Genomic DNA, 25,251 nt, shown 5'->3' with positions numbered 1-25,251 from the left:
CGCTTCAAGCATCACGTCGTGCCGATGCCGAGAATCGTATCGGCGTCGGCACGTGCGTGCTCGAGCTGCACAAGGCTTGCCTGACGTGCGGCTAGTGCATCGCGATTCTGGATCGCGGTAAGAATCGCTTTATGGCGCGGTAATGACAGAGCATGTGTGTCAGGGTGACGGCTCGTCAGCTTGATCGACTCCGACAAGGCCAGCGACATCATGTTGCCGATATACGCGAGCATGTCGTTGTGCGTCGCGGCCATGATCGCGCGGTGAAACTCCAGGTCCGGCTCGAGCAGATCGCCGGCGCTTTGCGCGTGCTCCATGCGGTCGTACGCGGAGCCGATGCGCTCCAGGTCTTCATCCGTCGCAGCGGTTGCGGCGAGCGCGGCTGCCGCCGGTTCGATGATGCGGCGCACAGTCATCAGCGACAGAAAGAATTCCCCTTCGGGAATGCTGTTGAGCGTCCAGTAGAGCACGTCGGGATCGAGCATGTGCCACTCTTCGCGCGGCCGCACGACGCTGCCCACACGGGGCTTCGACACGACCAGACCTTTTGCCACCAGCACGCGTGTTGCTTCGCGCAACACGGGACGGCTCACTCCGTACTTTTCGCACAGTGTCGCTTCGGCGGGCAGACGTTCGCCCGGCACCAGCCTGCTGCTGACGATTTCGATGCCGAGTTCCTGCACGATCCGCGCATGCAGGCTTTTGCGTTTCTGAAGATGCCGGTAGTCCATGATGTATTTGTTGTGGCCGTGCGAATGCGGATAGCTGTACCGTTCCCGTTGCGGGCTGTGCAAGCATAGCATGCGGCGCACGCGCCGCCCTGCGCTTTGACAAAGCGCCGCACGCTGACATTATTGCGCTTGCCTGATATTGCAATAAGTGCGCTGCACCGCGTTGGGTTCGCTTTTTGCTTGATCGTGTGCGGGTAGGCTGCTCTACTCGAAATGAACTCCGGGACACAGCCGGATATCCTTCGACCTGAATCAATGGCAATGAAGCTCAAACCGCTACTTTTGCTAATCATGTGCGTGGCGGCGGCGAACGTCGGAACGGCCGCCACGCGTGACGAACAGACCAAGGCGTGCAAGCACGACGCGATCAAATTTTGCGCGATCCATATTCCCAACAAGGAGAAGATCGAAGCCTGCATGAAGGAGCACTACGACAAGCTATCGCCCAGGTGTCAGGCGATGTTCGATCCTCCCGGCAGCGACAGCCAGTCGTCCAGCTAGGCACGCTTAATTCGCCTTGACGAGATTCACGGCCACTTTTACGCGTCCGGTTTCGAGGCCGACCGTATTGCGCATCGTGCGCAGACGGAACGCGTCGAGCGCACGGTGTTCGGCTTCGCCGCCGATGCCGAGCTTTGTCAGCAGGTCGGCGACGATCGCATAGAGGATCGAGGTGTTGCCGTCTTCCACTTTCACCGCAATGCCGAGCGCGCCTTTCGCGCCGAGCTTCGCCGTTTGCGCCGACGCGCGCACGCCGATCGCGTAGCTCGCATCCGCGCCGAGCTTGCCGACCAGCGCGCCTTTGAATGCGCTCATCAGGGCCGTGCAGAAGCGTCCCTCGCCCGCGACCATCTCCGGATGCTCGGTCATCGCGCGATAGATGCGCGCGAGCGCCGCGTCGCGCTGCACATCGGCCGAAGCATATCCGTCGGCGGCACGCGCGAGCTTCATGTAAAGACGCGCCAGGCGATCGAGCGGGAACGCGGGCGTCGGCAGATTGCAGCCATCGACAGCCCACTGCACGCCTTCGTCGGGAAGATCGCACGCTTGTGCAACCACGCGCTTCACACGCTGCTGCAACGGATGCTCCGGCAGATGATAGTCGGCGAGCGCCACCCCAAGCGCCCGCGCGCCCGCCAGCATCCCCGCATGCTTGCCCGAACAGTTGCTGCACACGGCGCCCGGCACGAAATCGCGTTTGATCCACTCGCGGTAGACGGCATCGGAAATGGGCGGATGGCCGCCGCAACGCAAGTCGTGCTCGGTGGCCTGCGACTTCGCGAGCATGCTGCGCGCGCGCTCGATATGCCGCGCTTCGCTGCTATGCGAGGCGCACATCAGCGCGAGATCTGCGTCATCGAATCCGAAACGTTCGAGCGCGCCTGTCTCAACGACGGCGAGCGCCTGCGCAGGCTTGGCCGCCGAGCGGACGAGCGTGAAGCGCGACGGGTTGCCGCTCGCATACAGCAGTCCCCCATCCGTATCGACGACGGCTACGTGCGCGCTATGCGTGTTCTCGACGACATCGCCGCGATAGACGGTTGCAGCAACGGACATTCCGGGTCTCCTTTCCAGTCGTGTTTCGATTCTGTCTGCAGAAATAGCGCTATATGTCCGCGGATTCTACAACCCTGTCAGGCGCGATCCGTGCACGTCGGATACATTGGACATCCCCGGCGCGCGTCAGCATTTGACCGGGGAACGTCCGACTCAGGCCGCGCAAGCGGAATCGATCGTCAAGCCTCTACGACAGGAGAACGGAAATGCGTATCGCCAGAAAACTGATCGTCCTTCTCGCCTCGGCCTCGCTAGGTATCGGCGCAGCCGCGCCAGCCTTCGCGCAAAACACCGACGCGTCGGGCGGCACGGATGCAACGGGCGCCGCCGCGTCCGCGGCGAAGCCGACCAAGCAGCAGCGCAAGCAGGCTCACAAGGAAGCACGCGCGAAGAAGAACGCCGAACTCAAGAAACTCGAAGACGCCGGTTACCAGCCCGCCCGCGCCAACGATCCGAACTACCCGCAGGATTTGCAAGACGCGCAGAAAAAAGCGGGTATCGGAACGGGCGCGAGCCAGTAGCCAACAGTCGATTCGAACAGCCGCACGCGCACGCTTTTGGCATGCGGCTTTTTCTTTGCCAGTCGCTTCGTTGTCTGCTTCGGGTTCGCTGATTTTCAAGCCTCGCTTTATCGGACAGGTGCGCCCCCGCTTCTGCGCCGCCACCGTTTCAGCGTCCGCTTACACGAATGCCTGACGCTATGTGATACTTCCAACGCTTGTCCATACAACGAATTACATCGCCAGTCTGGACATCGCCATGCAGTCGCGCATTCCGGCTACAACTAAAGACGCCATCGTTTTTTCAAGTCAAAAATGCCGAAAACATCACACGAGTCACCCGGTCACGGAGAAAAAATGACCGCTGGCGGCGCTGTCGATCCGATCAGTTTTCGCCGCATCATTCGCCGCAATATCGCGTTGCCGCTCGGGCTCGGCGTCGTCACGATGGGCATGTTCATCGCGTTGATCGCGTACCTCGTGAATACGATCAGCTGGGTTGAGCATTCCGAGCGCGTGATCGGCCACGCAAACGAGATGCTGCGCCTCGCCGTCGATCGCGAGTCTGCGTTGCGCGGCTTTCTCATTACAGGGGACGAGGCCTTCCTCGCGCCGTATCAGCTAGGTCAGCCACGCTTCGAAACGGAGATCGGTTCACTGATAGAGATGGTGTCCGACAACCCGTCGCAAGCCGACCAGCTCAAGCGTATTCGCGCCGTGCAGCAGCGCTGGGACCAGTTCGCGCAACAGATGATCGATCTGCGCCGGCGCAATCTCGACTACACCGACTCCGTGAAGAGCGGGCGCGGAAAGATCGAATTCGACGAAACGCGGCGGCTTTTCGCGCAATTCGTGACCGTCGAAGAAGCGCTGCGCCAGCAGCGCTCCAGCGACACGCGCAGCGTGACAGCCCTTCTCGTCGGTGCATTTCTGCTCGTCAGTCTGTCGATCAGCGGCGTGATTGCGTGGCGCGGGCGGCGCGACCTGCTGAACCTGTCCGAAGCGTATGACGGCGTGCTCGGGCGCCAGGCCGAACACGCGGAAGTGCTGCAGCAACAGGTGTGGCTGCGCTCCGGCCAGCGCCTGCTCGCGGAGAAAATGGTCGGCCAGTCGAGTCCGCCCCTGGTCGGCCGCGCGATCCTCGAATTTCTCGCGCAATATCTCGACGTCGTGGTCGCGGCCCTGTATGTGCGCGACCGCGCAACGAGCAGCCTCAAGCGCATCGCGACCTACGGCTTCAGCGAGGAGAGCGAACACGCCGCGCGCTCGTTTCGCGACGCCGATAGCCTGGTCGGCCAGGCGGCCGTATCGCGCCGGATGCTCGTCTTGCACGACGTCCCCGACGACTACGTGAAAGTCGTGTCCGGCACGGGCATGAGCCCGCCGCGCAACCTCGTCGTGCTGCCGATCGACAACGACGGTGTCGTGAACGGCGTCGTCGAAATGGGCTTCATGCGCAACATCGCGCCGCGCGATCACGAGTTCCTGCAACTGGTCGCCAACAGCATGGGCGACTTCATCGAAGCCGCGCTGTATCGAGAGCGCCTTCAGGACGCACTCTCCGAAACGCAGCAATTGAATGAAGAGCTTCAGGTGCAACAGGAAGAGCTGCGCGTATCAAATGAAGGTCTCGAAGAGCGCGGCCGCGCACTCGTCGAATCGCAAGCGCGGCTCGAAGCGCAACAGGCGGAACTCGAACAGACGAACGTCCAGCTCGAAGATTACGCGAAGCGTCTCGAGCGGCAGAAGGCCGAGCTGCTCAGCGCGCAGGGAGAGCTTGCGGCCAACGCCGCACGGCTGGAGCAGTCGAGCCGCTACAAGTCCGAGTTCCTCGCGAACATGTCGCACGAACTGCGCACGCCGCTGAACAGTTCACTGATTCTCGCGCGCCTGTTGCAGGAGAACCGCACGGGCAATCTGACCGACGAGCAAGTGCGCTACGCGGAAACGATTCATGCATCGAACAGCGATTTGCTGGTGCTGATCAACGACATTCTCGATCTGTCGAAAGTGGAAGCCGGGCAGATCACGATCGACCGCGAGCTCGTGGCCGTCGAATCGATGCTGCAATCGCTGCGCGAAATGTTCGAGCCGATGGCTGCTGCGAAGCATTTGCAATTTTCGGTCGAGCGTGCGCCGGGCGTGCCCGACATGATCTTCACCGATGGTCAGCGCATCACGCAGATCTTGCGCAACCTGTTGTCGAACGCGCTGAAGTTCACCGAGCGCGGCGAAGTCGCGCTGACGGTCGCAGCCAGCGACGCGGACACGCTGCGCTTCGACGTGCGCGACACGGGCATCGGCATTGCCGCCGACAAGCTCGAACTGATCTTCGAAGCGTTCCAGCAGGCCGACGGCTCGACGAGCCGCAACTACGGTGGCAGCGGCCTTGGCCTGTCGATCTCGCGCGAGTTTGCGCGGCTGCTCGGCGGACGTGTGAGCGTGGCAAGCGAGCCCGGCAAAGGCAGCGTGTTCACGCTCTGGCTGCCGCTGCAAGGGTCGGTCGAAGCGCACGCGCACACTTCGCCACCCGCTGCGGCACCGCAAGCCGCCACGCCCCTGACGCGGCCCGTCAGCACGCCGACGCCCGATGCCGAAGCTATGCCAGCGCCCGCGCCCGCGCCGACGGCCGGCGTGCACGCGTCGATCGCCGACGACCGCGACGCGCGCCGCCATGAAGCGCGCCTGATTCTCGCGATCGAAGACGACCTCGCGTTCGCCGAGATCCTGCGCGATCTCACGCATGAACTCGACTTCGACTTCGTCCACGCCAGCGACGCGACAACGGGCCTGACGCTCGTGCGCGACATGCAGCCGACAGCCGTTTTGCTCGATGTCGGCCTGCCCGACCGCTCGGGGCTGACGGTGCTCGAATGGCTGAAGAACGATCCCGCCACGCGTCATATCCCGATTCACATCGTCTCGGCGACGGATCACGCCGAGAAAGCGCTGCATCTGGGCGCAGTCGGCTACACGCTGAAACCGACTGCGCGCACTACGCTCGAAGCCGCGATCCGGCGGCTCGAAAGCCGCCTGCAACAGCGCATGAAGCGCGTGCTGGTGATCGAGGACGACGCGGCGATGCGTGAAAGCATCCGCGCACTGCTGCAGAGCGAGACTACGGAAATCGTCGTTGTCGCGACGCTGGCGGGCGCGCTCGAAAAGCTGTCGTCGACGCTGTTCGATTGCGTCGTGACGGACCTCGCGCTGCCCGACGGCACGGGCTACGATCTGCTCGAACAGCTTGCCGCCGACGTCACGCATCAGGCGATGCCCGTCATCGTCTACACGGGCCGCATGCTGTCGGGCGATGAAGAGCACCGGCTCCGGCGCTACTCGAAATCGATCATCATCAAGGGTGCAAAGTCGCCTGAACGTCTGCTGGATGAAGTAACGCTGTTCCTGCATAGCGTCGAGTCGTCGCTTGCGCCGGAGCAGCAGCGCATGCTGCGCACGGTGCGGCAGCGGGACAACCAGTTCGAAGGGCGCACCATCCTGCTCGCGGAAGACGACGTGCGCAACATCTTCGCGCTGTCGCACGTGATCGAGCCGCTGGGTGCCTCGCTCGCAATCGCGCGCAACGGACGCGAGGCGCTCGAAACGCTGAACAGCGGACGCGAGGTGGATCTCGTGCTGATGGACATCATGATGCCGGAGATGGATGGTCTGACGGCGATCTCGCACATTCGCCGCGATTCACGCTTTGCGCATCTGCCCATCATCGCGCTGACGGCGAAGGCGATGGCGCAAGACCGCATGCGCTGCCTCGAAGCCGGCGCCGACGACTACATCTCGAAGCCGATCGACGTCGACAAGCTGGTTTCGCTGTGCCGCGTGTGGCTGCGGCAGCGCTAGCCGCGAGGAACCGCCCGTCATGAGCCGTTTCACGTACGACGATTCGCCGCAACGCCTGCACGATTTCGACATCGAGCTGAAGCTACTGCTGGAAGCGATCTACCTGAAGTACCAGCATGACTTCCGGCATTACTCGATGTCGTCGTTGCGGCGGCGGCTCGCGCAGGCGCTCGAAGAATTCGACGTCACGACGCTGTCGCAACTACAGGACAGGATCATGCGCAGCGAGGCGGACTTCGTGCGGCTGTTCCACTACCTGACGGTGCAGGTCAGCGACATGTTCCGCGACCCGGGCTACTTTCTCGCGCTTCGCCATCATGTGCTGCCCGTGCTGCAAACCTATCCGTCGATCAAGGTGTGGGTGGCCGGCTGCAGCACAGGCGAAGAACTGTGGTCGCTGAAAATCCTATTCGACGAAGCGGGTCTCACCGAACGCACGCTGTTCTACGCGACCGACATCAATCCCGACGCGCTCGCACGCGCCGAAGCGGGCATTTATGCGCTCGACCGCATCGCGGGCTTCACGCGCAACTATCTCGCGGCGGGCGGCACGCGTTCGCTCGCGGACTACTATCACGCGGCATACAGTGGCGCGCGCTTTGCGGGCTCGCTGAAAGAGCGCGTCGTATTTGCGGATCACAGCCTGTCGACGGATGAAGTGTTTCTGGAAGCCCACCTCGTGTCGTGCCGCAATGTTCTGATCTATTTCGATCGCGGCTTGCAGGATCGCGCACTCGGACTGTTCAGGGACACGCTTGTGCGTCGCGGCTTTCTCGGCCTCGGCAGCAAGGAGAGCCTGCGCTTTTCGACGCAGTACGATGCCTTCGAAGAATTTCGCGAGCACGAGCGCATCTATCAGAAACGCTAGACTGCACCCATTTCAACAACGGACGAACGATCGACGCGTATGAACACATCTCGCCGACCTTTTCCACCGGACGCTGTTGCGCCGATGGAAACACGCGTGTTCGAGGCAATCGCAATAGGAGCGTCGGCGGGCGGCATCGATGTGCTGAACGTGCTGCTGCCTGCGTTGCCCGCAGCGTTCGGTATCGCCGTGCTGATCGTCACGCACGTCCCGCCCGATGCGCCCAGTTGCCTCGCCGAAACACTCGGCTATCGATGCGCGCTCCCCGTCGTCGAACCGGATGCGGGCGAGCCCGTGTTGCCCGGCCGCGTGCATATCGCGCCGCCCGGCTATCACATGCTGATCGACGACGACCGCACAATCGCACTCTCGATCGACTCAAGCGTGCATTATTCACGGCCGTCCATCGACGTGCTGTTCGAATCCGCCGCGCACGTCTACCGCGAGCGGCTGCTCGGCGTCCTGCTGTCGGGCGCGAACGACGACGGCGCGCAGGGACTCCAGGTGATCCGCGCGATGGGCGGCCTCGCGTGGGTGCAGGACCCGCAAACGGCCGTCTCGCCGACGATGCCGCGCGCGGCCATCGCGCTCGGCGCCGCGGACGAAGTGCTTTCTCCAACCCTGATGGCCCGGCGCCTCGCCGGTTTGCCGCCTGACACTAGAACGATGACATGACGAATTCGCCCGTCAACATTCTGATCGTCGACGATATCGCGCATAACATCACGGCACTCGAAGCGCTGCTGGCGCGGCCCGGCGTCGAACTGCTGGTCGCGAACTCGGGGACGGCCGCGCTCGACCTGCTGCTCAAGCATGAAGCCGCGCTCGCGATACTCGACGTCAACATGCCCGGCATGAACGGCTTCGAACTCGCGTCGCTGATGCGCGGCAGCCCGCGCACGTCGCACGTGCCCATCATCTTTCTGACGGCCACCGCGGAAGATGCGTCGCGCACGTTTCGCGGCTACGAAGCGGGCGCGGTCGACTTTTTGCACAAGCCATTCGACCCGCGCATCCTGCAATCGAAGGTCGACGTGTTCGTGCAACTGGAACAGCACAAGCGGCAGCTCGCCGAACAGCTGCTGGCCACGCGCCAGCTGCTCGAAGCAAACGAAATGCTGATGGCCGTGCTCGGCCACGATCTGCGCACGCCGCTTGGCACGGTGCTCGCGTCGGCGGAATACCTGGTGCGCAATGCGCCTGACGAGCAATCCGGAGCAGTCGCGGGCCGCATCAGGAACAGTTCGCTGCGCATGTCGCGCATGGTGCATCAACTGCTCAATCTCGCGCGGCTGCAAGGCGGCCGCATGCAGTTGCAGCCGCGCCCGAGCGAACTCGCGACGCTGTGCCGCGGCGTGATCGAAGAGTTCGCGGCGCACGAGCGCGCCAGCCAGATCGTCTTTACCTCGCGCGGCAACACGACGGGCAACTGGGACACAGATCTGCTGTGGCAGGCCATTTCGAATCTGATCAGCAACGCGCTGCATCACGGCGAGCGCGACAGCCCGATCACTGTCGACGTCAACGCGGAGGAATCGAACCGGCTAAGATTAACCGTTAGCAATCGCGGCGCGATTCCGGCTGCGATACTGCCGCATCTGTTCGAGCCGTTCGGATCCGCCAACGCGGGCGAACGGTCGCGCGAAGGACTCGGGCTCGGGTTGCACATCGTGCACAAAATCGTGCACATGCACGGCGGCAAGGTGACGGGCGCGTCGGACGAGATCTTCGGCACCGTGTTTACCGTCGAGCTGCCGCGCACGGCGCAAAGCTGGGTGAGCTGAGGCTGCGTCGTTGAAATATGTCGTAAGAGATTGTGGCAACGGCGTGCGCACCTTACGCGGCATAGCCGCGCGTCCGCGCCCCGTTTCGCGCGCCGCCTCGTCCTGCAACGGCGCCTATCGCTGTAATAACGGTCTGCCATGAAACCGCACTACAATGCTTGCCGTCCGATTCCGTTGTCCGCTTGTTCATCATGTTCAGCCGCTTTCCCCGTGCCGCTCTCGCATTGACCCTGCCCGTGCTTGCCGCGCTTGGCGCGTGCTCCACGCCGCCGAAGGCGAAACTGCAGGAAGACTTCTTCAGCAGCGGCGCGAGTCCGTACACGCGCACATTCCAGGTGACGAGCACGGAAGCCTGCGAAGGGGCGCGCCGCGCGCTGCTGAGCCAGGGCTACATGACGACGCTGGTGCGCCCGGATACCGTCGATGCCAGCAAGAACTTCCAGCCCGCCAGCGACTCGCACTTCACCGTCGAATTCCACATCGTCTGCACGGCAGGCGACGACGCGACCAATAGCAGCATCGTCTACGCGAACGCGGTGCAAAGCGGTTACGCGCTCAAGAAAAGCGATACGTCGGCGAGCGTCGGGCTGAGCGTGCTCGGCTCGCTGTCGCTGCCGATCCGCCAGAACAGCGACGCGATGGTGAAGATTTCAAGCGAAACCATCCAGTCGGCCAAGTTCTACGACGGCTTCTTTGCGCTGATCGGCCATTACCTCGAGAACGTGGTGCGTAGCGCGCCCGTGCCGGGCAATACCGTCGAGGCAACACAACTGCCCGCGCCTGCTCCCACCCCTGCGCTGGTTGTCACGCCCATGCCCGGCGCCTCGGGCGGCCACGTGGCGCCCGTCATCATGCCAGCCCCGTCGGCCCAGCCGGCTGCGCCCGTGGCTTCCGCATCGGCGACGCCAGTGGCTTCGGCCAGACCCGCGCAAGAATCAACCGCCCACGACCCAGCCGCCCTGCTCGACAGCACGCCCGCCATCGCCGCATCGCCTGCTTCCGCCGCCGCCGTGTCGCAGTGACATCGCGCGCGGATCGAACGCGCAAGACAGTCCCCGAGTCGATATTCGCCGCTTTTATGCGGCGATTTTTATTTTCACGCTGCACTCAAGATTCCCGGCATTTTGCCGAGGGCGAGCATTATCTGTTCTTAATCGCCGCCGGTAGAAGCGGCGCCAGTAAAAACGCCCGAAGTATCGAAATCAATCGAATCGTCAAAATATTTTCCCGATCGGGCGTTGCCCGCACTTCAGCACAGCGCTTCTCTGGCCGTTACCACCTTCACGGAATTAACAAAACGGTACGCCATTCGCGCAGTAAAACCTGCCGGTTCATTGGCGTGCCGCAAGTGCTCTGAATTGGAGAAGGGTCCATGTTTGTTGCTATTGGTTGGCTGCTAGTTGTCGGCTCGGTGATCGGGAGCTTCGTGGGAGTGGGCGGCCATCTGCCCGCGCTGGTGCAGCCGTTCGAACTGCTGTGTATTTTCGGCGCGGCGATCGGCGCGTTCGTCGTCAGTAATCCCGTGTCGGTGCTCAAGAAAACCATCAAGGCTTTGCCTGGATGCTTCAAGGGCGGTGCCTATTCGAAAGAGATTTATCTGGAACTGATCGCGCTGCTTTATGAGCTGCTTCAAAAAGCGCGCAAGGAAGGCATGATGGCGCTTGAAGCCGATGTCAATGCACCTGAAGAAAGCGCGCTTTTTCAGAAGTATTCGCACGTTTTGAAAGACCATCATCTGCTCGATTTCATCGTCGATTATCTGCGGATGATGTCGACGGGCAACGTCAACGTGCTCGAAATGCAGGACCTGATGGACGAAGAGCTGGAGACGCATCACGCGGAATCGTCGGTGCCTGCGAACGCGATCCAGAAGATGGCTGACGGCCTGCCCGCATTCGGCATCGTCGCGGCCGTGATGGGCGTGGTGCACACAATGGGCTCGGTCGGCGCACCGCCCGCCGTGCTCGGCGAGATGATCGCGGGCGCGCTGGTCGGTACGTTCCTCGGCATTCTGCTCGCGTATGGCTTCATCGGCCCCGTCGCCGATCTGCTGAACGCAAAGGGCCGCGCCGAGGCCAAGCCGTATCAATGTGTGAAGGCCGTGCTGCTCGCGTCGCTGTCCGGCTATGCGCCGCCCGTCGCCGTCGAATTCGGTCGCAAGGTGCTGTTTACGGCAGACCGTCCGAGCTTCCAGGAGCTGGACGACGCCGTGCGCGCAACCAAGATGCCGAAGTCGGCCTGACGTTAGTCTGGAAGGAGAACGGCATGGCTCAAAGACGACCCCGCGGCGAAGAGGCGAGCGCGAAAGCCGCGCCTGTCATCGTGCGCCGCTCGAAGAAGGGCGACGGACACGGCGGGCATCACGGCGGCGCGTGGAAGATCGCCTACGCGGACTTCGTGACCGCGATGATGGCGTTCTTCCTGCTGATGTGGCTGCTCGGCTCGACGTCGAAGTACGACAAACAGGGCATCGAGGATTACTTCAACACGCCGCTGTCGAGCCTGCTAGGCGGCAACGAGGGCACGGCGGCCGCGCGTCCGAACGTGATCCAGGGCGGCGGCCGCGACATCTCCGACACACGTCCCGGCGATGGCAAGACGATGCAGCAGGAGCCCGCAAAGCCGACGCTCACGCAGATAACGACCGTCCCCAACGACACGGCGCGTCTCGAACAGCTGAAGTCGAAGCTGTCGGCGCTGATCGAGGACACGCCCGCGCTGAAGGCGTTCAAGGATCAGATCCGCATCTCGATCACGAACGAGGGATTGCGCATCGAAATCGTCGATACGCTGAAGCGCCCGATGTTTGCGACGGGGAGCTCGAAACTGCAGAGCTACGCGGTCGAGATCCTCACGCGGATCGGCGCGGCACTAAACGATGTCGACAACCGCATTTCGATTGCGGGCCACACGGACGCCGTGACCTACGCGAACGGTCCGGCGGGCTACTCGAACTGGGAGCTGTCGTCGGAACGCGCGAACGCGGCGCGGCGCGCGCTGGTCGCGGGCGGCATGCGCGAAGACAAGCTGTTGCAGGTGCGCGGTCTCGCGGACGTGCTGCCGCTCAATGCGAACGTCGCCGACGAGCCGACCAACCGCCGCATCAGCGTGCTCGTGCTGAACAAAGCCGCCGAGCAGGCGTTCTTCCGCGACGGCGGGCGCACGCCGATCGACGAAGCGCTGCCGGCCAGCGAAGCGATTCCAGGTGCGGTGTCGAAAATAAAGGTAAGCACGCGCAGCGCATACTGATGCGTTGTCGAGTGTTCGGCCGCATGCTTTCAAGGGGGCATGCGGCTTTTTCTTTTCTGCAAGCGCATGCATTGCTCTGCGCTTGCAACGATCGCAGGCACCGTTTCGCGGGCCGACACATTTGCGCCATTCGAGCCCGCAAATGCATTCCGCAAAGCGTTTGCTCGCCAACAAATTGGTTAGCGCACTTCACAACCGCAACACGTTTCTGATATTGGTGTAGGAAGCGTAGCAGTTGCGCTTGCGCGAGATCGCGCGTGCAAACGTGCATTTACCCTTCCAATGCTTCACAGACGGAGAACGACAATGCAAAGAAGACACTTCGTGACAGCAAGTGTTGCTGCACTCGCATATGGCGGTCTGCTGATGTCGGGCTGCACGACGACCAAGAGCAGTGGAGAATCCGCCGCAACCGACATGTCCAAGCGGCAGTCGATCGACGCAAGCGTCGATGGCGCTCTGGCGAAGCTCTATACGTCGGTGCAAGGTTCGCGCGAACTGGTCGGAAAGGCGCGCGGCGTACTGGTGTTTCCGTCCGTGCTGCAGGTCGGCTTCGTAGTCGGCGGACAATACGGCGAAGGCGCGCTGCGGATCGGCGGCAACACCGCGGGCTATTACAGCACGGTCTCGGGCTCGTTCGGCCTCACGGCGGGCGCGCAGTCGAAGGCGATCATCTTCCTGTTCATGACACAGGACGCGCTCGACACCTTCCAGAATGCGAAGGGCTGGTCAGCTGGAGCCGATGCATCGGTGGCGCTGATCAAGGTCGGCGCGAACGGCGCCATCGACACGACGACGGCCACCGCGCCTGTCGAAGCGATCATCATGACAAACTCAGGCTTGATGGGCGATATATCGCTCGCAGGCACCAAGGTGTCGAAGCTGAACATCTGAGGCTGACAGGAAGCGCGACGGATCCGGCGACAAGCGCTTCAACCTTCCGCTCGCCGCACGTAAAAACGGCCCGCCATGAGCCTTGGCGAGCCGCTTTTTGCTTGTCGCTGCTTGCCGATCAGAAGCGATATGCCACGCCCGCTTTCACGAGCGGATACCAGCGCCACTTGTCGGCCTTGTCCTGCAGAGCCGGACGTTCCGCATCGACATTTGCCTGCCCTGCTTCGGCCATGATGTCCGCACGGACGTCGAGCATCACCTGCGGGCGGTTGCACCGGCGTCCCAGACCCTTCCTATTGCGGACCACTCACAGAAACTCTTTAATGCATATTTAATTCGTTAGCAGCATGCGTTTCTCGAGCCATTCGGGGCTCCTCAGCGAAAAAAGGTAACTTACAGTCGCTTACTAAAGCTTCAGATCTTTCATTCGATGTCGCGCGTCATTCGCTGAACCGCTTGCGGCGGTTGACCGAACGCGCGCAAGAAAGCCCGGCGCATGCGTTCGCGGTCGCCGAAACCCACGTCGCGTGCAACCACATCGACACCATGCCGTCCCGTTTCGAGCATCAGCCGCGCCGCTTCGACGCGGAGTCGCTCGACGGCCTTCGCGGGCGTATGTCCCATTTCTTCCCTGAATGCACGCGTGAACTGCCGCGGGCTCAGATGCGCGGCGTCGGCAAGCTGTTCGACGGAAAGCGGCGCGCTCAGATTGCGCCTCGCGTACGACAACGCGGTCTGGATGCGATCGGACTTCGGCTCGAGTTCAAGCAGCGCCGAAAACTGCGACTGGCCGCCTGCGCGCCGGTGATACACCACGAGCTTTCGCGCGACGTGGCGCGCGAGTTCCGCGCCCGCATCCTTCTCGACGAACGCAAGCGCGAGATCGATGCACGCGGTCATGCCCGCCGACGTCCACACATCGTTGTCGATGATGAAGATACGATCCTCCTCCACTTTTACGTCCGGATAGCGTTTGCGCATGTCCGCCGCGTAGTACCAATGCGTCGTCGCGCGTCGGCCGTGGAGCAAACCGGCTTCAGCCAGATGAAAGGCGCCCGTGCAGGCGGCCGCGACGCGCCGCGCCGCCGGCGACGCGCGCCTCAGGAAGTCGATCAGCGAGGGGGGCGACGGCTGCAGGTCGTTGTCGCCGACGACTAGAATCGTGTCGAAGCGGCTGTCGCCGAAAGGCTGCGTCGACACCTCGAATCCGGACGAACACACGACGGGGCCGCCGTGCTCCGACAGCAACACGAAGTCGTAGAGCGGCTCGCTCATCTCGCGATTTGCGAACTCGAGCACGCTCGTCATGCCGAGGTTCATCACCTGAAAACCGGGGAACAGAACGATTCCGACGCGTAGCATGGTTTGGCTCCGGGGATGTCCGAAAAAGTGGCATCTACGACATTGAGGCCGTGTGAGTATGCACCTAATCTGACGGTCATGCAGACGACGCGACGTCACCTGCGCCACCAACCTTCAGGAGCATTGCAATGTCGAACTCTTCTAATTCCGCAGCGAATCGCGGCACGGCTGTCGTAACGGGCGCCTCGTCGGGCATCGGCGCGATTTACGCGGACCGCCTCGCGCGCCGCGGCTACGATCTGATCCTCATCGCCCGCAACCGTGCGCGGCTCGAACAACTGGCGACGCGCATCTCGAACGAAACGGGCCGCTCGGTGGAAATCGTCGCTGCCGATCTGAACGACGACGCCGATATCCGCCGAGTCGAAAAGGCGTTGCGAACCGACGCGAGCATCACGCTGCTCGTGAATAACGCGGGCGTCGGCGCGGGCGCACCGCTACTCGATTCGGACGTCGACAAGATGGAATCGATGATCAAGTTGAATGTCGTCGCGCTGACGCGGCTCACGTATGCGGTCGCCCCCGGCTTTGTCGCGCGTGGCGGCGGCAATATCATCAACATCGCTTCCATCGTCGCGATTGCGCCAGAACTGCTGAACGGCGTATATGGCGGTACGAAAGCCTTCGTGCTCGCGTTTACGCAGTCGCTGCATCACGAACTGGCCAGCAAGGGTGTGAAGGTGCAGGCGGTGCTGCCGGGCGCAACGCGCACCGAGTTCTGGGATGCTGCTGGCGTCCCAATTGAAATGGTCGAAGAGCGCGGCATTGTGATGGGGGCGGAAGAGATGGTGGATGCGTCGCTGGTCGGCTTCGATCAGGGCGAACTCGCGACGATTCCGTCGCTGCCCGACTACGCCGACTGGCAGGCGTTTGAGTCGGCGCGCGCCGCGCTCGGACCGAATCTGTCGCGCACCATGCCGGCCGCGCGGTTCAACGTGGCTTGATGTAGCAGGAAGGATTGCGGCGCGATATCGGCGGAATCGCGTCGCGCCGCTGGCTCGCTTCGGAAGTTTATGCGCCTAAACCGCGGAAGATGGCCGGGCGGTGCATGTAGCCCACGAACGAAGCCGGTCCGGCAAAGTTTATGCGCTTAAACTTGCCGTCTCCGGCGGTGTACGCCCCATCACGCGCCCAGCAGCACGCCGGTACGGAGCGGCTTGGTGCCCGTCACGCGGCCCAGCGGCGCGCCTGCTGTCACGAAGCGGATCGCGCGACGCATATAGAGCACGCCTTCCGTGTTGCTGACGATAGTCGTCGTTTCGTCCGTCAAAGGATCGACGATATCGAACAGCGCGTCGCCGGCGCGAATCCAGTCGCCGACCTTCACGCGATGGACGAGGATGCCGCTGACAGGTGCATAGAACTGCTCGCTCCCCGCGAGAGGCGTCGCAGGCGTCGGCAGTTCCGGCAGCGGCTTCGCGTTGCCCTCGATCGCCTTGCGATACGTCAGAAAATCGACGAGCGCGTCGGCATCCTGTTGCGCGACTTCATACGATACGTCGCGCTGACCGCGGCATTCGATCGTCACGGCAATCGTTCCCGTCGGCACAGGCTTGCCTGCGGGCATATTCTGCTGCAAGTGCCACCACAACAGGCTATGCGTCTCGTCGAACGCCTGGCCGCCCGAATCCGTCGCCAGCAGCGATGCTTCTGAGCGCAAATAACGCGCGAGCGGCTCGATCTCTGGCCAGCCCGCTTCGCTCGTGTACACGTGCATCACCGCTTCGAGCGAACAATGCAGATCGATCACGACGTCCGCGTCATGAGAAAGCTTCAGCAACGCGAGTTGGAGCGACTCGTATTCCGTAAGCGGCTTTTGCGCATCCAGTTGTTCGCGCACCAGCTCGCGAATCAGCGTGCGGTTCTCCCGCGCGTCGTCGCCAAGTCGATCCCTGGCGCGATCCAGCAGCCTCGTGAACTGCATGAAATGCCGATTGAAGTTCTTACCGCTGGCCGCTTCGAAGCGCCCAAGAAACTGGCCGAGCACGTGCTGGCCGAGACCGACCGGATTGGCGACGGGCACGAGTACGATTTCGGCGTTGAGCAAGCCTTGCGCTTCCAGTTCGACGAGACGCCGCTTAAGCAGTACCGTCGTCAGCATCGCGGGCGTTTCGTCGGCGTGCAGCGACGCTTGAATGTATATTTTTTGCTTGCTGTTTTGCGGTCCGAAATGAAATGCGACGAGTTCGCGTGACGTGCCGACGGCGGGCGAGAGAAGCGGAATCGATTGCCTGTTCATATTGGTCTTCCGGATATCGTTCGAATCTCCAATCCGGTCAGTTTCCGTACGGATCGAAGTCGAAATACTTGTGCGCGATCTGCGCGTACGTCCCGTCTTTGCGCATCGACGCGATGGCCGTGTTGATCGACGTCTGCAACGCGGTTTCGTCCTTACGCATGCCGATGCCGACACCGCGATCGCCCATGTCGAGCGGCTCGCCGACGAACGAATAGCCCTTGCCTTGCGGCGTACGCAGAAAACCGTAGTCGGCTTCGACTGTGCCCAGCAACGCGCCGTCCAGGCGTCCGTTGACCAGATCGCTGAACACTTCGTCCTGACCTTTGTACGCGACCACGTGCACGCCTGCGGGCGCCCAATGCGACTGCGCGAACGACTCGAACTGCGTGCCCGTCTGCACCCCGATCTGTTTGCCGGCGAGCGTCGCGGGCGCGCTGCCGTTCAGCCCGGAGCCCTGCTTTGCGACGAGCCGCGAGTTGAACTGAAACAGCTTCGACGAGAAAAGGATTTGCTCTTCGCGCTTGGCGGTAATCGCCATCGACGACATGATCGCGTCGATCTTGCGCGCCTGCAGCGCCGGAATCATGCCGGAGAATTCCAGTTCGACCCATTCGCAGCGCGCGCGAATTCGCTTGCAGATTTCATTGCCGAGATCGACGTCGAATCCTTTGAGACTGCCGTCGGGCGCTTTCGCATCCATCGGCGGATAGGTCGGGTCGATGCCGAGACGAATCGTGTCGTTATCGCGCGCGAACGCGCCGTGGCATGCAAAACCCAATGCAGCAAGGAGAAGGATCAGCGGAGTCTTCATGGCTAACGGGCTCAATGGAGCTCAGTGGGCTAAAAGGCGAATGATTCGCTGTGACGCGAGCATTCCTGTCCGATCCTACGATGCGCCGGTGATCCCAAAAAGTGCAAATCTGTCTATCATGATCACTTTTGGCGATCACCTACTCGCGCGCTTTTCGACGATGGCCCTGACCATTTCCCAACTCCGCGTCTTCACGGCCGTCGCCGAGCACGGCAGCATCCGCGCCGCGTCGCGCGCGCTCGGCATCGCGCAAAGCGGCGTCACGCAGCAGTTGCAGAACCTCGAAGCGATGCTCGGCGCGACGCTCTTCACGCGCACGAATCGCGGCATCGCATTAACTGCGCTGGGGCAACGCATGCTGCAACGCGCGGCAACGATCCTCGGTGAATGCGCGCGCGCCGAACACGAAGCGCAGCAGTTGCGCGGCGAGTACACGGGACGAGTCACGTTCGGCATGACAACCGAGCCGCTGATCGATGCGGGCGCGCCCGTGCTGACCGAGTTTCGCGAGCGCTTTCCGGGCGTCGATGCCCACATGCGCACGGGCACGTCGCGGATGATGATTCAGCGGATCCGCGAAGGTACGCTCGATTTCGCCGTCGCACTCGTGTCGAAGCACACGGACACGACCGATCTCTCTGTCACGAAGCTGTATCCGTCCGATCCCGTCGTCGTATGCAGGCGCGGTCATCCGAAGGCGCATGCGAAGTCACTGGCCGAACTCGCGGACTGCATGTGGATCGCGACGCGCTCGCCCAATCTCACCGACGATCCGCAAGCGCACCGGCTCAATGATCTGTTCGAGAACCATCGTCTCGAGCCGCCGCGCATCGTCTCGACGGTCGAAGGGCTGTTCGAGTCGTTGCATCTGGTAAGCGAGACGGATTGTCTGTCGCTGGAAGCTGCCGTCGTGACGAAGCGCGGGCCGTTCGCGCGCGTGCTGACTACCATCGACGTGCGCGAGCGCGTCGCCCAGCAGGAGGTCTGCGTATTGCAGCGCGCCGCCGCGCCGCTTACGCCCGCCGCGCAGGAACTCGCGACGATGGTCGCGTCGTACACGCGCACCGTGCGCGCGCGAAACCGCCGGGCTTAGTTGACCGCACAAGGAAAAGAAGCCAAGCAAGCCTCCCGAAAACCCTCACCTTCAAGCGGTTTCCGCGGCGGTTGGCAGAAAACGGCGCGAGGTTGGCAGCATCGCGTGTATCAATGCTTTTGCCGCGCGTAACGGCTCTCCCTACACTCTGATCACCCGCCGATCGCACCCTTCGACGCAGCGAACGGCCACCGTCGATCCCGTTATGGAGAACCGAAATGAGCGAAATCATTGCAGGCATCGAGATCCCCGACAGCAAGATGGCGCGCGAAGCGACGCAACTCGTGCGCGATACCGAAACCGATCTGCTCTATCACCACTCGCGCCGCGTGTTCCTGTTCGGCGCACTGACGGGCGAGCGCAAGAAGCTGAAGTACGACCCGGAGTTGCTGTACATCGGCGCGATGTTCCATGACATGGGTCTGATGGAGAAATACAGCAGCGCGCACGATCGCTTCGAAGTGGATGGTGCGAATGCCGCGCGCAACTTCCTGCACGGCTATGGCATCGGCGAGAACGACATCGAGATGGTGTGGGACGCGATCGCGTTGCATACGACGCCGGGCATCCCGCAGTACAAGAAGCCCGTGGTCGCGCTGGTGACGGCGGGCGTCGAAATGGACGTGCTCGGCCTCGCGTACGACGAGTTCTCGACGGAAGATCGCAAGCTCGTCGTCGCGGCGCATCCTCGCGGCGAGAGCTTCAAGGAAAACATCATCGATGCCTTCGCGAACGGCACAAAGCACAAGCCGCTGACGACGTTCGGCAACGTGAAGGCCGACGTGCTCGCGCTGAAAGACCCGGAATACAAGCGCCTGAACTTCTGCGGCATCATCCTGGGTTCGGCGTGGAACGATTCGAACGTGCAAACGGACGCGTGCCGCAATCCTGCGCACAACCATGCCTGAGCGAGATCGCGATCGAGGCTGGCTCCTCGTCACGGGTGTGACGATCCGGCCGCTTGCAGTCTCCGCTCAAGCGCGCCTTTGAATCCGCGTTCTCGCGAACGCGGATTTTTTTCTCCTCTCTCGATCAACGCGCGATGCTCGCACGTGACGTTCTGCGCGCCGTATGCGAAGGCAACTCCCCGAACTGCGCTTTGTAGGCGCTGGCGAAATGCCCGAGATGCACGAAGCCCCATTGCGCGGCGGCATCGCTGACGGAGAGATCGGCCTGCCGCGTATCGAGCAGCAGACGCCTCACCTGTGCGAGCCGCAGCGATCGCAGGTACGTCAGCGGATTGGTCTGCACGACGGCCTGGAAGCTGTTTTGCACTGTTCGCCTGCTCACGCGCAATTGCGTGCAGAGGCTTTGAATGTCGATAGGCTCTTCAGGATGGTTGATCACGAAGTCGTGAATGCGACGCACGATATCGGCCTGGCACGCATACGTCAGCCGGTTCGAAGATGTGGGCACGTGGTACGCAAGCAGATCGACAAGCGCCTCGTTCACCTGGTTGCGCACTGCGCGTTGCGCGTGCACGTCGTCGAAAGCATCGGGCTGCGCGAGCACGCGTTCAATCAGCGTCGCGAGTTGCACGCCCGCGCGCGTGCAGGCGGCGTTCGGAATATCCAGCACGGTTCTGCGAAACACGCTGTCATCGAGATCGACGCCCGCGCAATCGGCGACGCCTTGCAGCATGTCCGAGTCGATCACGACGCCGATCAGCGCCATGTCATCAGGCGAATGAAACTCGAACGGCATGCCGCCCTGCGCCATCACGAAGGCGCCGCGATCGATACGCACGCCGCCGAATGAGAATGCGCCGGCGCCTGCCAGCGGCACGCCAAACGTCATATGATTCTCGGGCAACTGACCGCGCTGCACGACACGGAGATTGGCCGATTCGTGAAAGACCTGCACGCCGTCCAGGGCGATCTGCTTCACCGCGCTGCGAAACGCGCCGGGCCCGATCTGGTCGTAACGCTGATCCCAGCCCCGCAGCGCGGCCGCATGCGCATCAGCATCGTCGAAGAACTGGTGATGGACGTACACAGGACCCTCAATCTCAAAAATGCGCCAGGTTGTGTAGAATAAACCGACCAAGCGGTCGGCAAAATACTTCCGAGGGTTTGTCCTGGCGCTTTCGTCGGCTGGACGCGACACGCCTATCCGCCGTCGACGCCACCAGACGCGCCTTTGTGCCTCCACCTGTTTCATTCTAGTCAGCGCCAAAATTCCGTCGACGCCGTCGAAAACACCAGGTGCGATAAAGAAAAGCGGTAGCGCGTGGCTGTCCCTGGAGGCGATTCACTTATATGCTAGCGAATCGCTTTTTCCACTCGTATCGATGGTGACGTCCCGCTCCCGCACTTCCCCGCCGCACGCCATGCACCGCAATCTGCCGATGCTGCTGCTACGCGCGCGCGAACTCATGATGGCGCGCTTCCGTCCGCTGCTCACGGCGCAGGGGCTCACCGAGCAGCAGTGGCGCATCATTCGCGCGCTGCATGAGAATGGGCCGCTGGAGCCGCGGCAGTTATGCGCGCTGTGCACGATCTCAAGTCCCAGTCTGGCAGGTGTGCTCGCGCGGATGGAAGATCTCGGTCACGTGACGAAAGAGCGCTTTGAGGACGATCAGCGACGCGTGCGCGTGTCGCTGACGGCGCAGAGCGCGGAGGTCGTCGAGCGGATGAAGCCGTTGCTGGAAGCGGAGTATCAGGCGCTGGAAGCGGAGGTGGGCGCCAAGGTGGTCGAGGATCTTTACGTGGCTGTCGATGCGTTGATCACGCAACTGGCGACGGGCGAAAACCGCGACGCAGAATGAGTCGACGCGGCCCGTCATCTCAGTCAGTCGACACGAGCCGACATCGCTACTCGCCCACCGTCTCCGCCGCCGCCTCGATCAACCCCAACGACACATCCGCATCGCCAATCTTCTCGATCGCAAGCAGCGCAAAGCGGGCGAGAAACAGCGGTGCGCCGGCCTCGCCGAGTTGAGTCATCGTCTTGCACAGCCGCGTGTAGACGACGTCGAGTTCTGCATCGGTCATCACGTTCTCCTTTCGTTGATCCCGTTCATCAAGCCAGTGCGCGCGCGATCGCCGCTTCGACATCGGCGGCACTGGCATCGCGCCAGCGCCCCAGCACATGCCCATCCGGGCGCACCAGATACGCCGTGCCCGGCTTCGCGCCGTATCGCTCGAAGATGCGTCCCGTGTGATCCCACGCGTGCTCGCCCTTCGCTTGCGGATGCAAACGCGCGCTGAGCGGCACGACTCTGAACGGCACACCGCGTTGGCGCAGCGCTTGTGCGAGCGCGCTGAAACTGTCGGGCACGTCGCCCTCTTCGCTGAAATACAGCACGGTGAAGCGCGCACCGACGAGATCGGTCAAATGAGCCTCGCGCGCGTGCCCGCCTTCCGCCATCGTCAACGGATACTCCGCCAGCACGGCACCTGGCACCGGCCCAGCCGCAAACGCATCGGCGTCGGCGGCGTTCAACGGCGAATGCGCATAGGTGATCGCCGATGTCTGTCGTGGGTTGATCAGCGAGCGAACACCCGGATGCTTGACAGCGAGACTCAATACGGCCTTGCGCATCAGATCGAAAGCGAACGACGGCGGCGCCATGAATTCGGTGCTCTTAGTACCGTAGCTCAGGTTTTCATGCGTAGCGGCAACACGCTCGTCCGAATAGCTGTCGAGCAGCGACGCGGACGCCAGCCCCTTCACGACGAACGCGAGTTTCCACGCCATATTGTCCGCATCGTCGATACCCGAGTTCGCGCCGCGCACGCCGAAGATCGGCACGAGATGCGCGGCGTCGCCCGCGAACATCACGCGGTTGTGGCGATAGCGATCGAGCGTCAGCGCATTGGCCTTGTAGATCGTGATCCAGATGGGCGACCAGTCGCCCTTCTCGCCCATCATATCGAGCAGGCTTTGCACGCGCGGCATCACGTTTTCGGGCTTCACCGCCTCTTGCGCATCTTCGCCGTCGCGCAACTGATAGTCGATGCGCCATACGTTGTCGGGCTGCTTATGGACGAGCACGGTCGAACCGGGATTCGACGACGGATCGAAATACGCGAGCCGTTCTGTCGGCCGGTCGCTGGATAATTCAATATCGACGATCACGTAGCGACCTTCGTAGCTCGTGCCCTGCAACTGCAAACCGAGCGCTTCGCGGATCGTGCTGCGTCCGCCATCGGCGGCGACCACCCAATCGGCGTCGAGCGCATAGTCGCCGTCGGGCGTGGTTAGCTGCAGCGTCGCGCCGTCATCGCGCGATTCGATCGACTTCACGCGCGTCTGCCAGCGGATATCGATCAGATCGGCGCGCTTCTCCGCTGCATCGAGCAGAAACTGTTCGATGTGATATTGCGCGAGGTTGACCATCGGCGGCAGCTTCTGGTTCTCGTCCTGGGGCATCGTGAAGTGCAGCACTTCCGTGTCGCGATAGAAGCTGCGTCCGCCCGTCCACGGCAAGCCCGTTTTCAGGAAACCCTCGACCGCACCGAGGCGCTCGATGATCTCCAGGCTGCGGCGCGAAATGCAGATTGCGCGGCTGCCGTAGCACACGGAATCGTCCGCTTCGATCAGCACGCACGGCACGCCGTGATTTGCGAGACCGAGCGCAACGGCCAGCCCGACCGGCCCGCCGCCGACGATCGTCACCGCATGGCGCTTCGCGTCCAGGCCCTGCTTCAATTGCGGCACACGCGCCGCGTAGTGCTTTGCGGTGAACGGATAGGGTTTGAATTGCCTGTTCATCCAATGCTCCTGACTCGATATCTTCAAACGACGCTTGCACGCGGCGCTTCGCGTTTGTCCGTCGGCAGCAATGTCACGACGATCACGCCGACCGCCAGCAGCGCCGCCGAATACAGCAGCCCTGCAGAGAAGCTATGCGTCGCGTCCTTCAGCCAGCCGACGATCAGCGGATTCAGCGCCGAACTGATATTGCCCGTCGCGTTGATCACGGCAATGCCTATCGCACGTGCGCGGAAGCTCAACGCGTGATCGGGCGTGGTCCAGAAGATCGACATCGCCGTGTAGGAACCCGCCGACGCGAGGCACACGCCGAGCATGCGCATGGCCGGGTTCGTCGAATAGGCGGTGCATAACCAGCCAGCGGCGGAGAACAGCATCGGAACGATCAGGTGCCACTTGCGTTCCTGCTTGCGATCCGAACGGCGTCCCCACCAGATCATCGCGACAATCGTGCACACCTGCGGAATCGCAGCGAGCAAACCGATCGTGCGATTGCTCGCATCGGCACTGAAACTTTTGACGATCAGCGGCGTCCACACAGCGACCATCGCCAGCGTGTTCACCAGACAGAAGTATGCAATCGCGAACTTCACGACAACGGGCGACAGCAATTCGCTGACGATGCTTTGCGCGCCGCCCGTCTTCGTCTGCATGGTGACGGGCTGGCGATGCTCGGCAGCGAGCGTCGCAGCAAGCGCGCGCTTTTCCAGGTCATCGAGCCAGCGTGCCTGCTGCGGACGGTCGTCGAGATACGCATACACCATGAGGCCGAGAATCGCCGACGGCAGGCCTTCGAGCAGAAAGAGCCACTGCCAGCCCTTCAGGCCCATCGTGCCGTCGAGCCCGAGGATGAAGCCCGATAACGCGGAACCGACAGCCGCCGTGACGGGCATCGCGATCATGAAGAGCGCGTTGGCGCGCGCCCGGTACGCGGCGGGAAACCAGTAGGTCAGATACAGCAGGATGCCCGGCAAAAAGCCCGCTTCCGTCACGCCGACCAGCACACGCAGCACATACAGCGTGCCGGGACTGGTCGCGAACATCGTCGCTGTCGACGCAATTCCCCACGCGATCATGATCGTGCCGATCCACTTGCGCGCGCCGACGCGCGCCAGCACGACGTTGCCAGGAATACCGAATGCGATGTACGCGACGTAGAAGAGCGTCGTCGCGAGCCCGAACTGCGTGCTCGTGAGGCCGAGATCCTTCATCATCGTCAGGCCGGCGAAGCCGATGTTGATGCGATCGAGGAACGAGAAGAAGAACAGCACGAACAGAAACCACAGCAGATGCCGCGATACTTTCGCGATAACGAGCTGTTCGTTCGGCTGCGGCGCGCTGATGGCGGGCGTCGCATGCAGCGCGCCGGCTCGCGAGGAGGATTCCATACCGTTGTCTCCGATGTTGACGCTATGCCGGACGCGAAGCCCGATGCAATCGCTTCGACGAGCCGCGTTTCATCGTAGGCGGCGCATGGCGATGCGTCGCAGTATGGAGGCCGGCAGTATGACGCCTGTCCTCATTTTGGGTACAACGCGAAAGCCGCGCGGGCCTGGGGAAAACGCTGACCGTGCCCAGCCGAAGTGCGGCGC

25 protein-coding genes are annotated in these 25,251 nt (G+C 62.6%); 15 read left to right on the top strand and 10 right to left on the bottom strand.

The features are described 5' to 3' along the window. Positions 1–11: 11 nt before the first annotated feature. Positions 12–731: a FadR/GntR family transcriptional regulator gene (locus BPHY_RS21205; RefSeq protein ID WP_041765230.1), complete on the bottom strand. Its 720-nt coding sequence runs from the start codon at positions 729–731 to the stop codon at positions 12–14. Between the two features lie 261 nt (positions 732–992). Between BPHY_RS21205 and BPHY_RS21200 the strand changes: the two genes are divergently transcribed. Further along, entirely contained in the window at positions 993–1,232 is a 240-nt protein-coding gene (locus BPHY_RS21200) for a hypothetical protein (protein WP_041765228.1), read from the top strand. Positions 1,233–1,238: 6 nt separating this feature from the next. Here BPHY_RS21200 and BPHY_RS21195 read toward each other — a convergent pair whose 3' ends face one another. After that, positions 1,239–2,288 (bottom strand): asparaginase, encoded by a 1,050-nt coding sequence (locus BPHY_RS21195; protein WP_012403506.1) that lies wholly within the window; start codon positions 2,286–2,288, stop codon positions 1,239–1,241. A 206-nt stretch (positions 2,289–2,494) separates the two neighbouring features. On the opposite strand from BPHY_RS21195, the gene BPHY_RS21190 reads away from it, so the two are divergent. The 10 genes from BPHY_RS21190 to BPHY_RS21150 all read left to right on the top strand — a co-directional run bounded on the left by BPHY_RS21190 (position 2,495) and on the right by BPHY_RS21150 (position 13,438). Then, on the top strand, positions 2,495–2,809 hold the full coding sequence (locus BPHY_RS21190) for a DUF4148 domain-containing protein (protein WP_012403505.1): 315 nt from the start codon (positions 2,495–2,497) through the stop codon (positions 2,807–2,809). A gap of 336 nt (positions 2,810–3,145) precedes the next feature. Further along, on the top strand, positions 3,146–6,643 hold the full coding sequence (locus BPHY_RS21185; protein ID WP_012403504.1) for a response regulator: 3,498 nt from the start codon (positions 3,146–3,148) through the stop codon (positions 6,641–6,643). Positions 6,644–6,662: 19 nt separating this feature from the next. Next, on the top strand, positions 6,663–7,511 hold the full coding sequence (locus tag BPHY_RS21180; RefSeq protein WP_012403503.1) for a CheR family methyltransferase: 849 nt from the start codon (positions 6,663–6,665) through the stop codon (positions 7,509–7,511). 84 nt (positions 7,512–7,595) lie between these two features. Further along, the gene (locus BPHY_RS21175; protein ID WP_012403502.1) at positions 7,596–8,186 is read left to right on the top strand and encodes a chemotaxis protein CheB; all 591 of its coding nucleotides are present in this window, start codon (positions 7,596–7,598) and stop codon (positions 8,184–8,186) included. Further along, on the top strand, positions 8,183–9,295 hold the full coding sequence (locus tag BPHY_RS21170; RefSeq protein WP_012403501.1) for a hybrid sensor histidine kinase/response regulator: 1,113 nt from the start codon (positions 8,183–8,185) through the stop codon (positions 9,293–9,295). The genes BPHY_RS21175 and BPHY_RS21170 overlap by 4 nt, the downstream gene beginning before the upstream one ends. 191 nt (positions 9,296–9,486) lie before the next feature. Then, positions 9,487–10,317, top strand: coding sequence for a DUF2242 domain-containing protein (locus BPHY_RS21165; RefSeq protein ID WP_012403500.1), 831 nt, complete (start codon positions 9,487–9,489; stop codon positions 10,315–10,317). Then, the gene (locus BPHY_RS41835) at positions 10,314–10,652 is read left to right on the top strand and encodes a hypothetical protein (protein WP_157686659.1); all 339 of its coding nucleotides are present in this window, start codon (positions 10,314–10,316) and stop codon (positions 10,650–10,652) included. The genes BPHY_RS21165 and BPHY_RS41835 overlap by 4 nt, the downstream gene beginning before the upstream one ends. Positions 10,653–10,667: 15 nt before the next feature. Next, positions 10,668–11,537 carry a flagellar motor stator protein MotA gene (gene motA / locus BPHY_RS21160; RefSeq protein WP_012403499.1) on the top strand — a complete coding sequence of 290 codons (870 nt, stop codon included), beginning with the start codon at positions 10,668–10,670 and terminating at the stop codon, positions 11,535–11,537. A 23-nt stretch (positions 11,538–11,560) separates the two neighbouring features. Beyond that, positions 11,561–12,544, top strand: coding sequence for a flagellar motor protein MotB (gene motB / locus BPHY_RS21155; RefSeq protein ID WP_012403498.1), 984 nt, complete (start codon positions 11,561–11,563; stop codon positions 12,542–12,544). Between the two features lie 306 nt (positions 12,545–12,850). Then, positions 12,851–13,438: a BPSL1445 family SYLF domain-containing lipoprotein gene (locus BPHY_RS21150; RefSeq protein ID WP_012403497.1), complete on the top strand. Its 588-nt coding sequence runs from the start codon at positions 12,851–12,853 to the stop codon at positions 13,436–13,438. A gap of 118 nt (positions 13,439–13,556) precedes the next feature. Here BPHY_RS21150 and BPHY_RS39680 read toward each other — a convergent pair whose 3' ends face one another. Both BPHY_RS39680 and BPHY_RS21145 read right to left on the bottom strand, forming a co-directional pair. Then, positions 13,557–13,745, bottom strand: coding sequence for a hypothetical protein (locus tag BPHY_RS39680; protein WP_083775881.1), 189 nt, complete (start codon positions 13,743–13,745; stop codon positions 13,557–13,559). Between the two features lie 116 nt (positions 13,746–13,861). Continuing rightward, positions 13,862–14,800 carry a GlxA family transcriptional regulator gene (locus BPHY_RS21145; RefSeq protein WP_012403495.1) on the bottom strand — a complete coding sequence of 313 codons (939 nt, stop codon included), beginning with the start codon at positions 14,798–14,800 and terminating at the stop codon, positions 13,862–13,864. A 128-nt stretch (positions 14,801–14,928) separates the two neighbouring features. Here BPHY_RS21145 and BPHY_RS21140 point away from each other — a divergent pair, with 128 nt between their 5' ends. After that, positions 14,929–15,744, top strand: a complete 816-nt coding sequence (locus BPHY_RS21140) for an SDR family NAD(P)-dependent oxidoreductase (RefSeq protein ID WP_012403494.1) — start codon at positions 14,929–14,931, stop codon at positions 15,742–15,744. A gap of 179 nt (positions 15,745–15,923) precedes the next feature. Here BPHY_RS21140 and BPHY_RS21135 read toward each other — a convergent pair whose 3' ends face one another. Both BPHY_RS21135 and BPHY_RS21130 read right to left on the bottom strand, forming a co-directional pair. Further along, on the bottom strand, positions 15,924–17,039 hold the full coding sequence (locus tag BPHY_RS21135; protein WP_012403493.1) for a succinylglutamate desuccinylase/aspartoacylase family protein: 1,116 nt from the start codon (positions 17,037–17,039) through the stop codon (positions 15,924–15,926). A 37-nt stretch (positions 17,040–17,076) separates the two neighbouring features. Next, entirely contained in the window at positions 17,077–17,850 is a 774-nt protein-coding gene (locus BPHY_RS21130; RefSeq protein ID WP_012403492.1) for a transporter substrate-binding domain-containing protein, read from the bottom strand. 160 nt (positions 17,851–18,010) lie between these two features. Between BPHY_RS21130 and BPHY_RS21125 the strand changes: the two genes are divergently transcribed. Further along, positions 18,011–18,943 carry a LysR substrate-binding domain-containing protein gene (locus BPHY_RS21125; RefSeq protein ID WP_012403491.1) on the top strand — a complete coding sequence of 311 codons (933 nt, stop codon included), beginning with the start codon at positions 18,011–18,013 and terminating at the stop codon, positions 18,941–18,943. Between the two features lie 218 nt (positions 18,944–19,161). Further along, positions 19,162–19,851 (top strand): HD domain-containing protein, encoded by a 690-nt coding sequence (locus tag BPHY_RS21120; RefSeq protein WP_012403490.1) that lies wholly within the window; start codon positions 19,162–19,164, stop codon positions 19,849–19,851. Between the two features lie 124 nt (positions 19,852–19,975). On the opposite strand, the gene BPHY_RS21115 is transcribed toward BPHY_RS21120, so the two are convergent. Then, complete coding sequence (locus BPHY_RS21115; protein WP_012403489.1) at positions 19,976–20,938, bottom strand: helix-turn-helix domain-containing protein; 963 nt, start codon at positions 20,936–20,938, stop codon at positions 19,976–19,978. A 334-nt stretch (positions 20,939–21,272) separates the two neighbouring features. Between BPHY_RS21115 and hpaR the strand changes: the two genes are divergently transcribed. Then, positions 21,273–21,710: a homoprotocatechuate degradation operon regulator HpaR gene (gene hpaR, locus BPHY_RS21110; protein WP_041764477.1), complete on the top strand. Its 438-nt coding sequence runs from the start codon at positions 21,273–21,275 to the stop codon at positions 21,708–21,710. Between the two features lie 46 nt (positions 21,711–21,756). On the opposite strand, the gene BPHY_RS21105 is transcribed toward hpaR, so the two are convergent. The 3 genes from BPHY_RS21105 to BPHY_RS21095 are packed head-to-tail and all read right to left on the bottom strand — an operon-like array spanning position 21,757 to position 25,047. Next, positions 21,757–21,936, bottom strand: a complete 180-nt coding sequence (locus BPHY_RS21105; RefSeq protein ID WP_012403487.1) for a hypothetical protein — start codon at positions 21,934–21,936, stop codon at positions 21,757–21,759. 28 nt (positions 21,937–21,964) lie between these two features. Continuing rightward, the gene (locus BPHY_RS21100; RefSeq protein ID WP_012403486.1) at positions 21,965–23,659 is read right to left on the bottom strand and encodes an FAD-dependent oxidoreductase; all 1,695 of its coding nucleotides are present in this window, start codon (positions 23,657–23,659) and stop codon (positions 21,965–21,967) included. Positions 23,660–23,682: 23 nt separating this feature from the next. Further along, positions 23,683–25,047 (bottom strand): MFS transporter, encoded by a 1,365-nt coding sequence (locus BPHY_RS21095; protein WP_012403485.1) that lies wholly within the window; start codon positions 25,045–25,047, stop codon positions 23,683–23,685. Positions 25,048–25,251 lie beyond the last annotated feature (204 nt).

It is taken from the genome of Paraburkholderia phymatum STM815 (assembly GCF_000020045.1).
In the GTDB taxonomy this organism is placed as follows: domain Bacteria; phylum Pseudomonadota; class Gammaproteobacteria; order Burkholderiales; family Burkholderiaceae; genus Paraburkholderia; species Paraburkholderia phymatum.
Note: the sequence above shows the minus strand (reverse complement) of the source record. Positions and strands in the feature narration are given on the sequence as shown.

Excerpts from the sequence above, each read along its gene's own strand:
- BPHY_RS21120 (WP_012403490.1), top strand. The coding sequence starts at position 19,162 with ATGAGCGAAATCATTGCAGGCATCGAGATCCCCGACAGCAAGATGGCG.
- BPHY_RS21105 (WP_012403487.1), bottom strand. The coding sequence starts at position 21,936 with ATGACCGATGCAGAACTCGACGTCGTCTACACGCGGCTGTGCAAGACG.
- BPHY_RS21100 (WP_012403486.1), bottom strand. The coding sequence starts at position 23,659 with ATGAACAGGCAATTCAAACCCTATCCGTTCACCGCAAAGCACTACGCG.
- BPHY_RS21200 (WP_041765228.1), top strand. The coding sequence starts at position 993 with ATGAAGCTCAAACCGCTACTTTTGCTAATCATGTGCGTGGCGGCGGCG.
- motB (WP_012403498.1), top strand. The coding sequence starts at position 11,561 with ATGGCTCAAAGACGACCCCGCGGCGAAGAGGCGAGCGCGAAAGCCGCG.
- BPHY_RS21185 (WP_012403504.1), top strand. The coding sequence starts at position 3,146 with ATGACCGCTGGCGGCGCTGTCGATCCGATCAGTTTTCGCCGCATCATT.
- BPHY_RS21170 (WP_012403501.1), top strand. The coding sequence starts at position 8,183 with ATGACGAATTCGCCCGTCAACATTCTGATCGTCGACGATATCGCGCAT.
- BPHY_RS21095 (WP_012403485.1), bottom strand. The coding sequence starts at position 25,047 with ATGGAATCCTCCTCGCGAGCCGGCGCGCTGCATGCGACGCCCGCCATC.
- BPHY_RS21150 (WP_012403497.1), top strand. The coding sequence starts at position 12,851 with ATGCAAAGAAGACACTTCGTGACAGCAAGTGTTGCTGCACTCGCATAT.
- BPHY_RS21180 (WP_012403503.1), top strand. The coding sequence starts at position 6,663 with ATGAGCCGTTTCACGTACGACGATTCGCCGCAACGCCTGCACGATTTC.
- BPHY_RS21145 (WP_012403495.1), bottom strand. The coding sequence starts at position 14,800 with ATGCTACGCGTCGGAATCGTTCTGTTCCCCGGTTTTCAGGTGATGAAC.
- BPHY_RS21130 (WP_012403492.1), bottom strand. The coding sequence starts at position 17,850 with ATGAAGACTCCGCTGATCCTTCTCCTTGCTGCATTGGGTTTTGCATGC.
- BPHY_RS21140 (WP_012403494.1), top strand. The coding sequence starts at position 14,929 with ATGTCGAACTCTTCTAATTCCGCAGCGAATCGCGGCACGGCTGTCGTA.
- BPHY_RS21165 (WP_012403500.1), top strand. The coding sequence starts at position 9,487 with ATGTTCAGCCGCTTTCCCCGTGCCGCTCTCGCATTGACCCTGCCCGTG.
- BPHY_RS21125 (WP_012403491.1), top strand. The coding sequence starts at position 18,011 with ATGGCCCTGACCATTTCCCAACTCCGCGTCTTCACGGCCGTCGCCGAG.
- BPHY_RS21190 (WP_012403505.1), top strand. The coding sequence starts at position 2,495 with ATGCGTATCGCCAGAAAACTGATCGTCCTTCTCGCCTCGGCCTCGCTA.
- BPHY_RS21135 (WP_012403493.1), bottom strand. The coding sequence starts at position 17,039 with ATGAACAGGCAATCGATTCCGCTTCTCTCGCCCGCCGTCGGCACGTCA.
- BPHY_RS21205 (WP_041765230.1), bottom strand. The coding sequence starts at position 731 with ATGGACTACCGGCATCTTCAGAAACGCAAAAGCCTGCATGCGCGGATC.
- BPHY_RS21195 (WP_012403506.1), bottom strand. The coding sequence starts at position 2,288 with ATGTCCGTTGCTGCAACCGTCTATCGCGGCGATGTCGTCGAGAACACG.
- BPHY_RS21175 (WP_012403502.1), top strand. The coding sequence starts at position 7,596 with ATGGAAACACGCGTGTTCGAGGCAATCGCAATAGGAGCGTCGGCGGGC.
- hpaR (WP_041764477.1), top strand. The coding sequence starts at position 21,273 with ATGCACCGCAATCTGCCGATGCTGCTGCTACGCGCGCGCGAACTCATG.
- motA (WP_012403499.1), top strand. The coding sequence starts at position 10,668 with ATGTTTGTTGCTATTGGTTGGCTGCTAGTTGTCGGCTCGGTGATCGGG.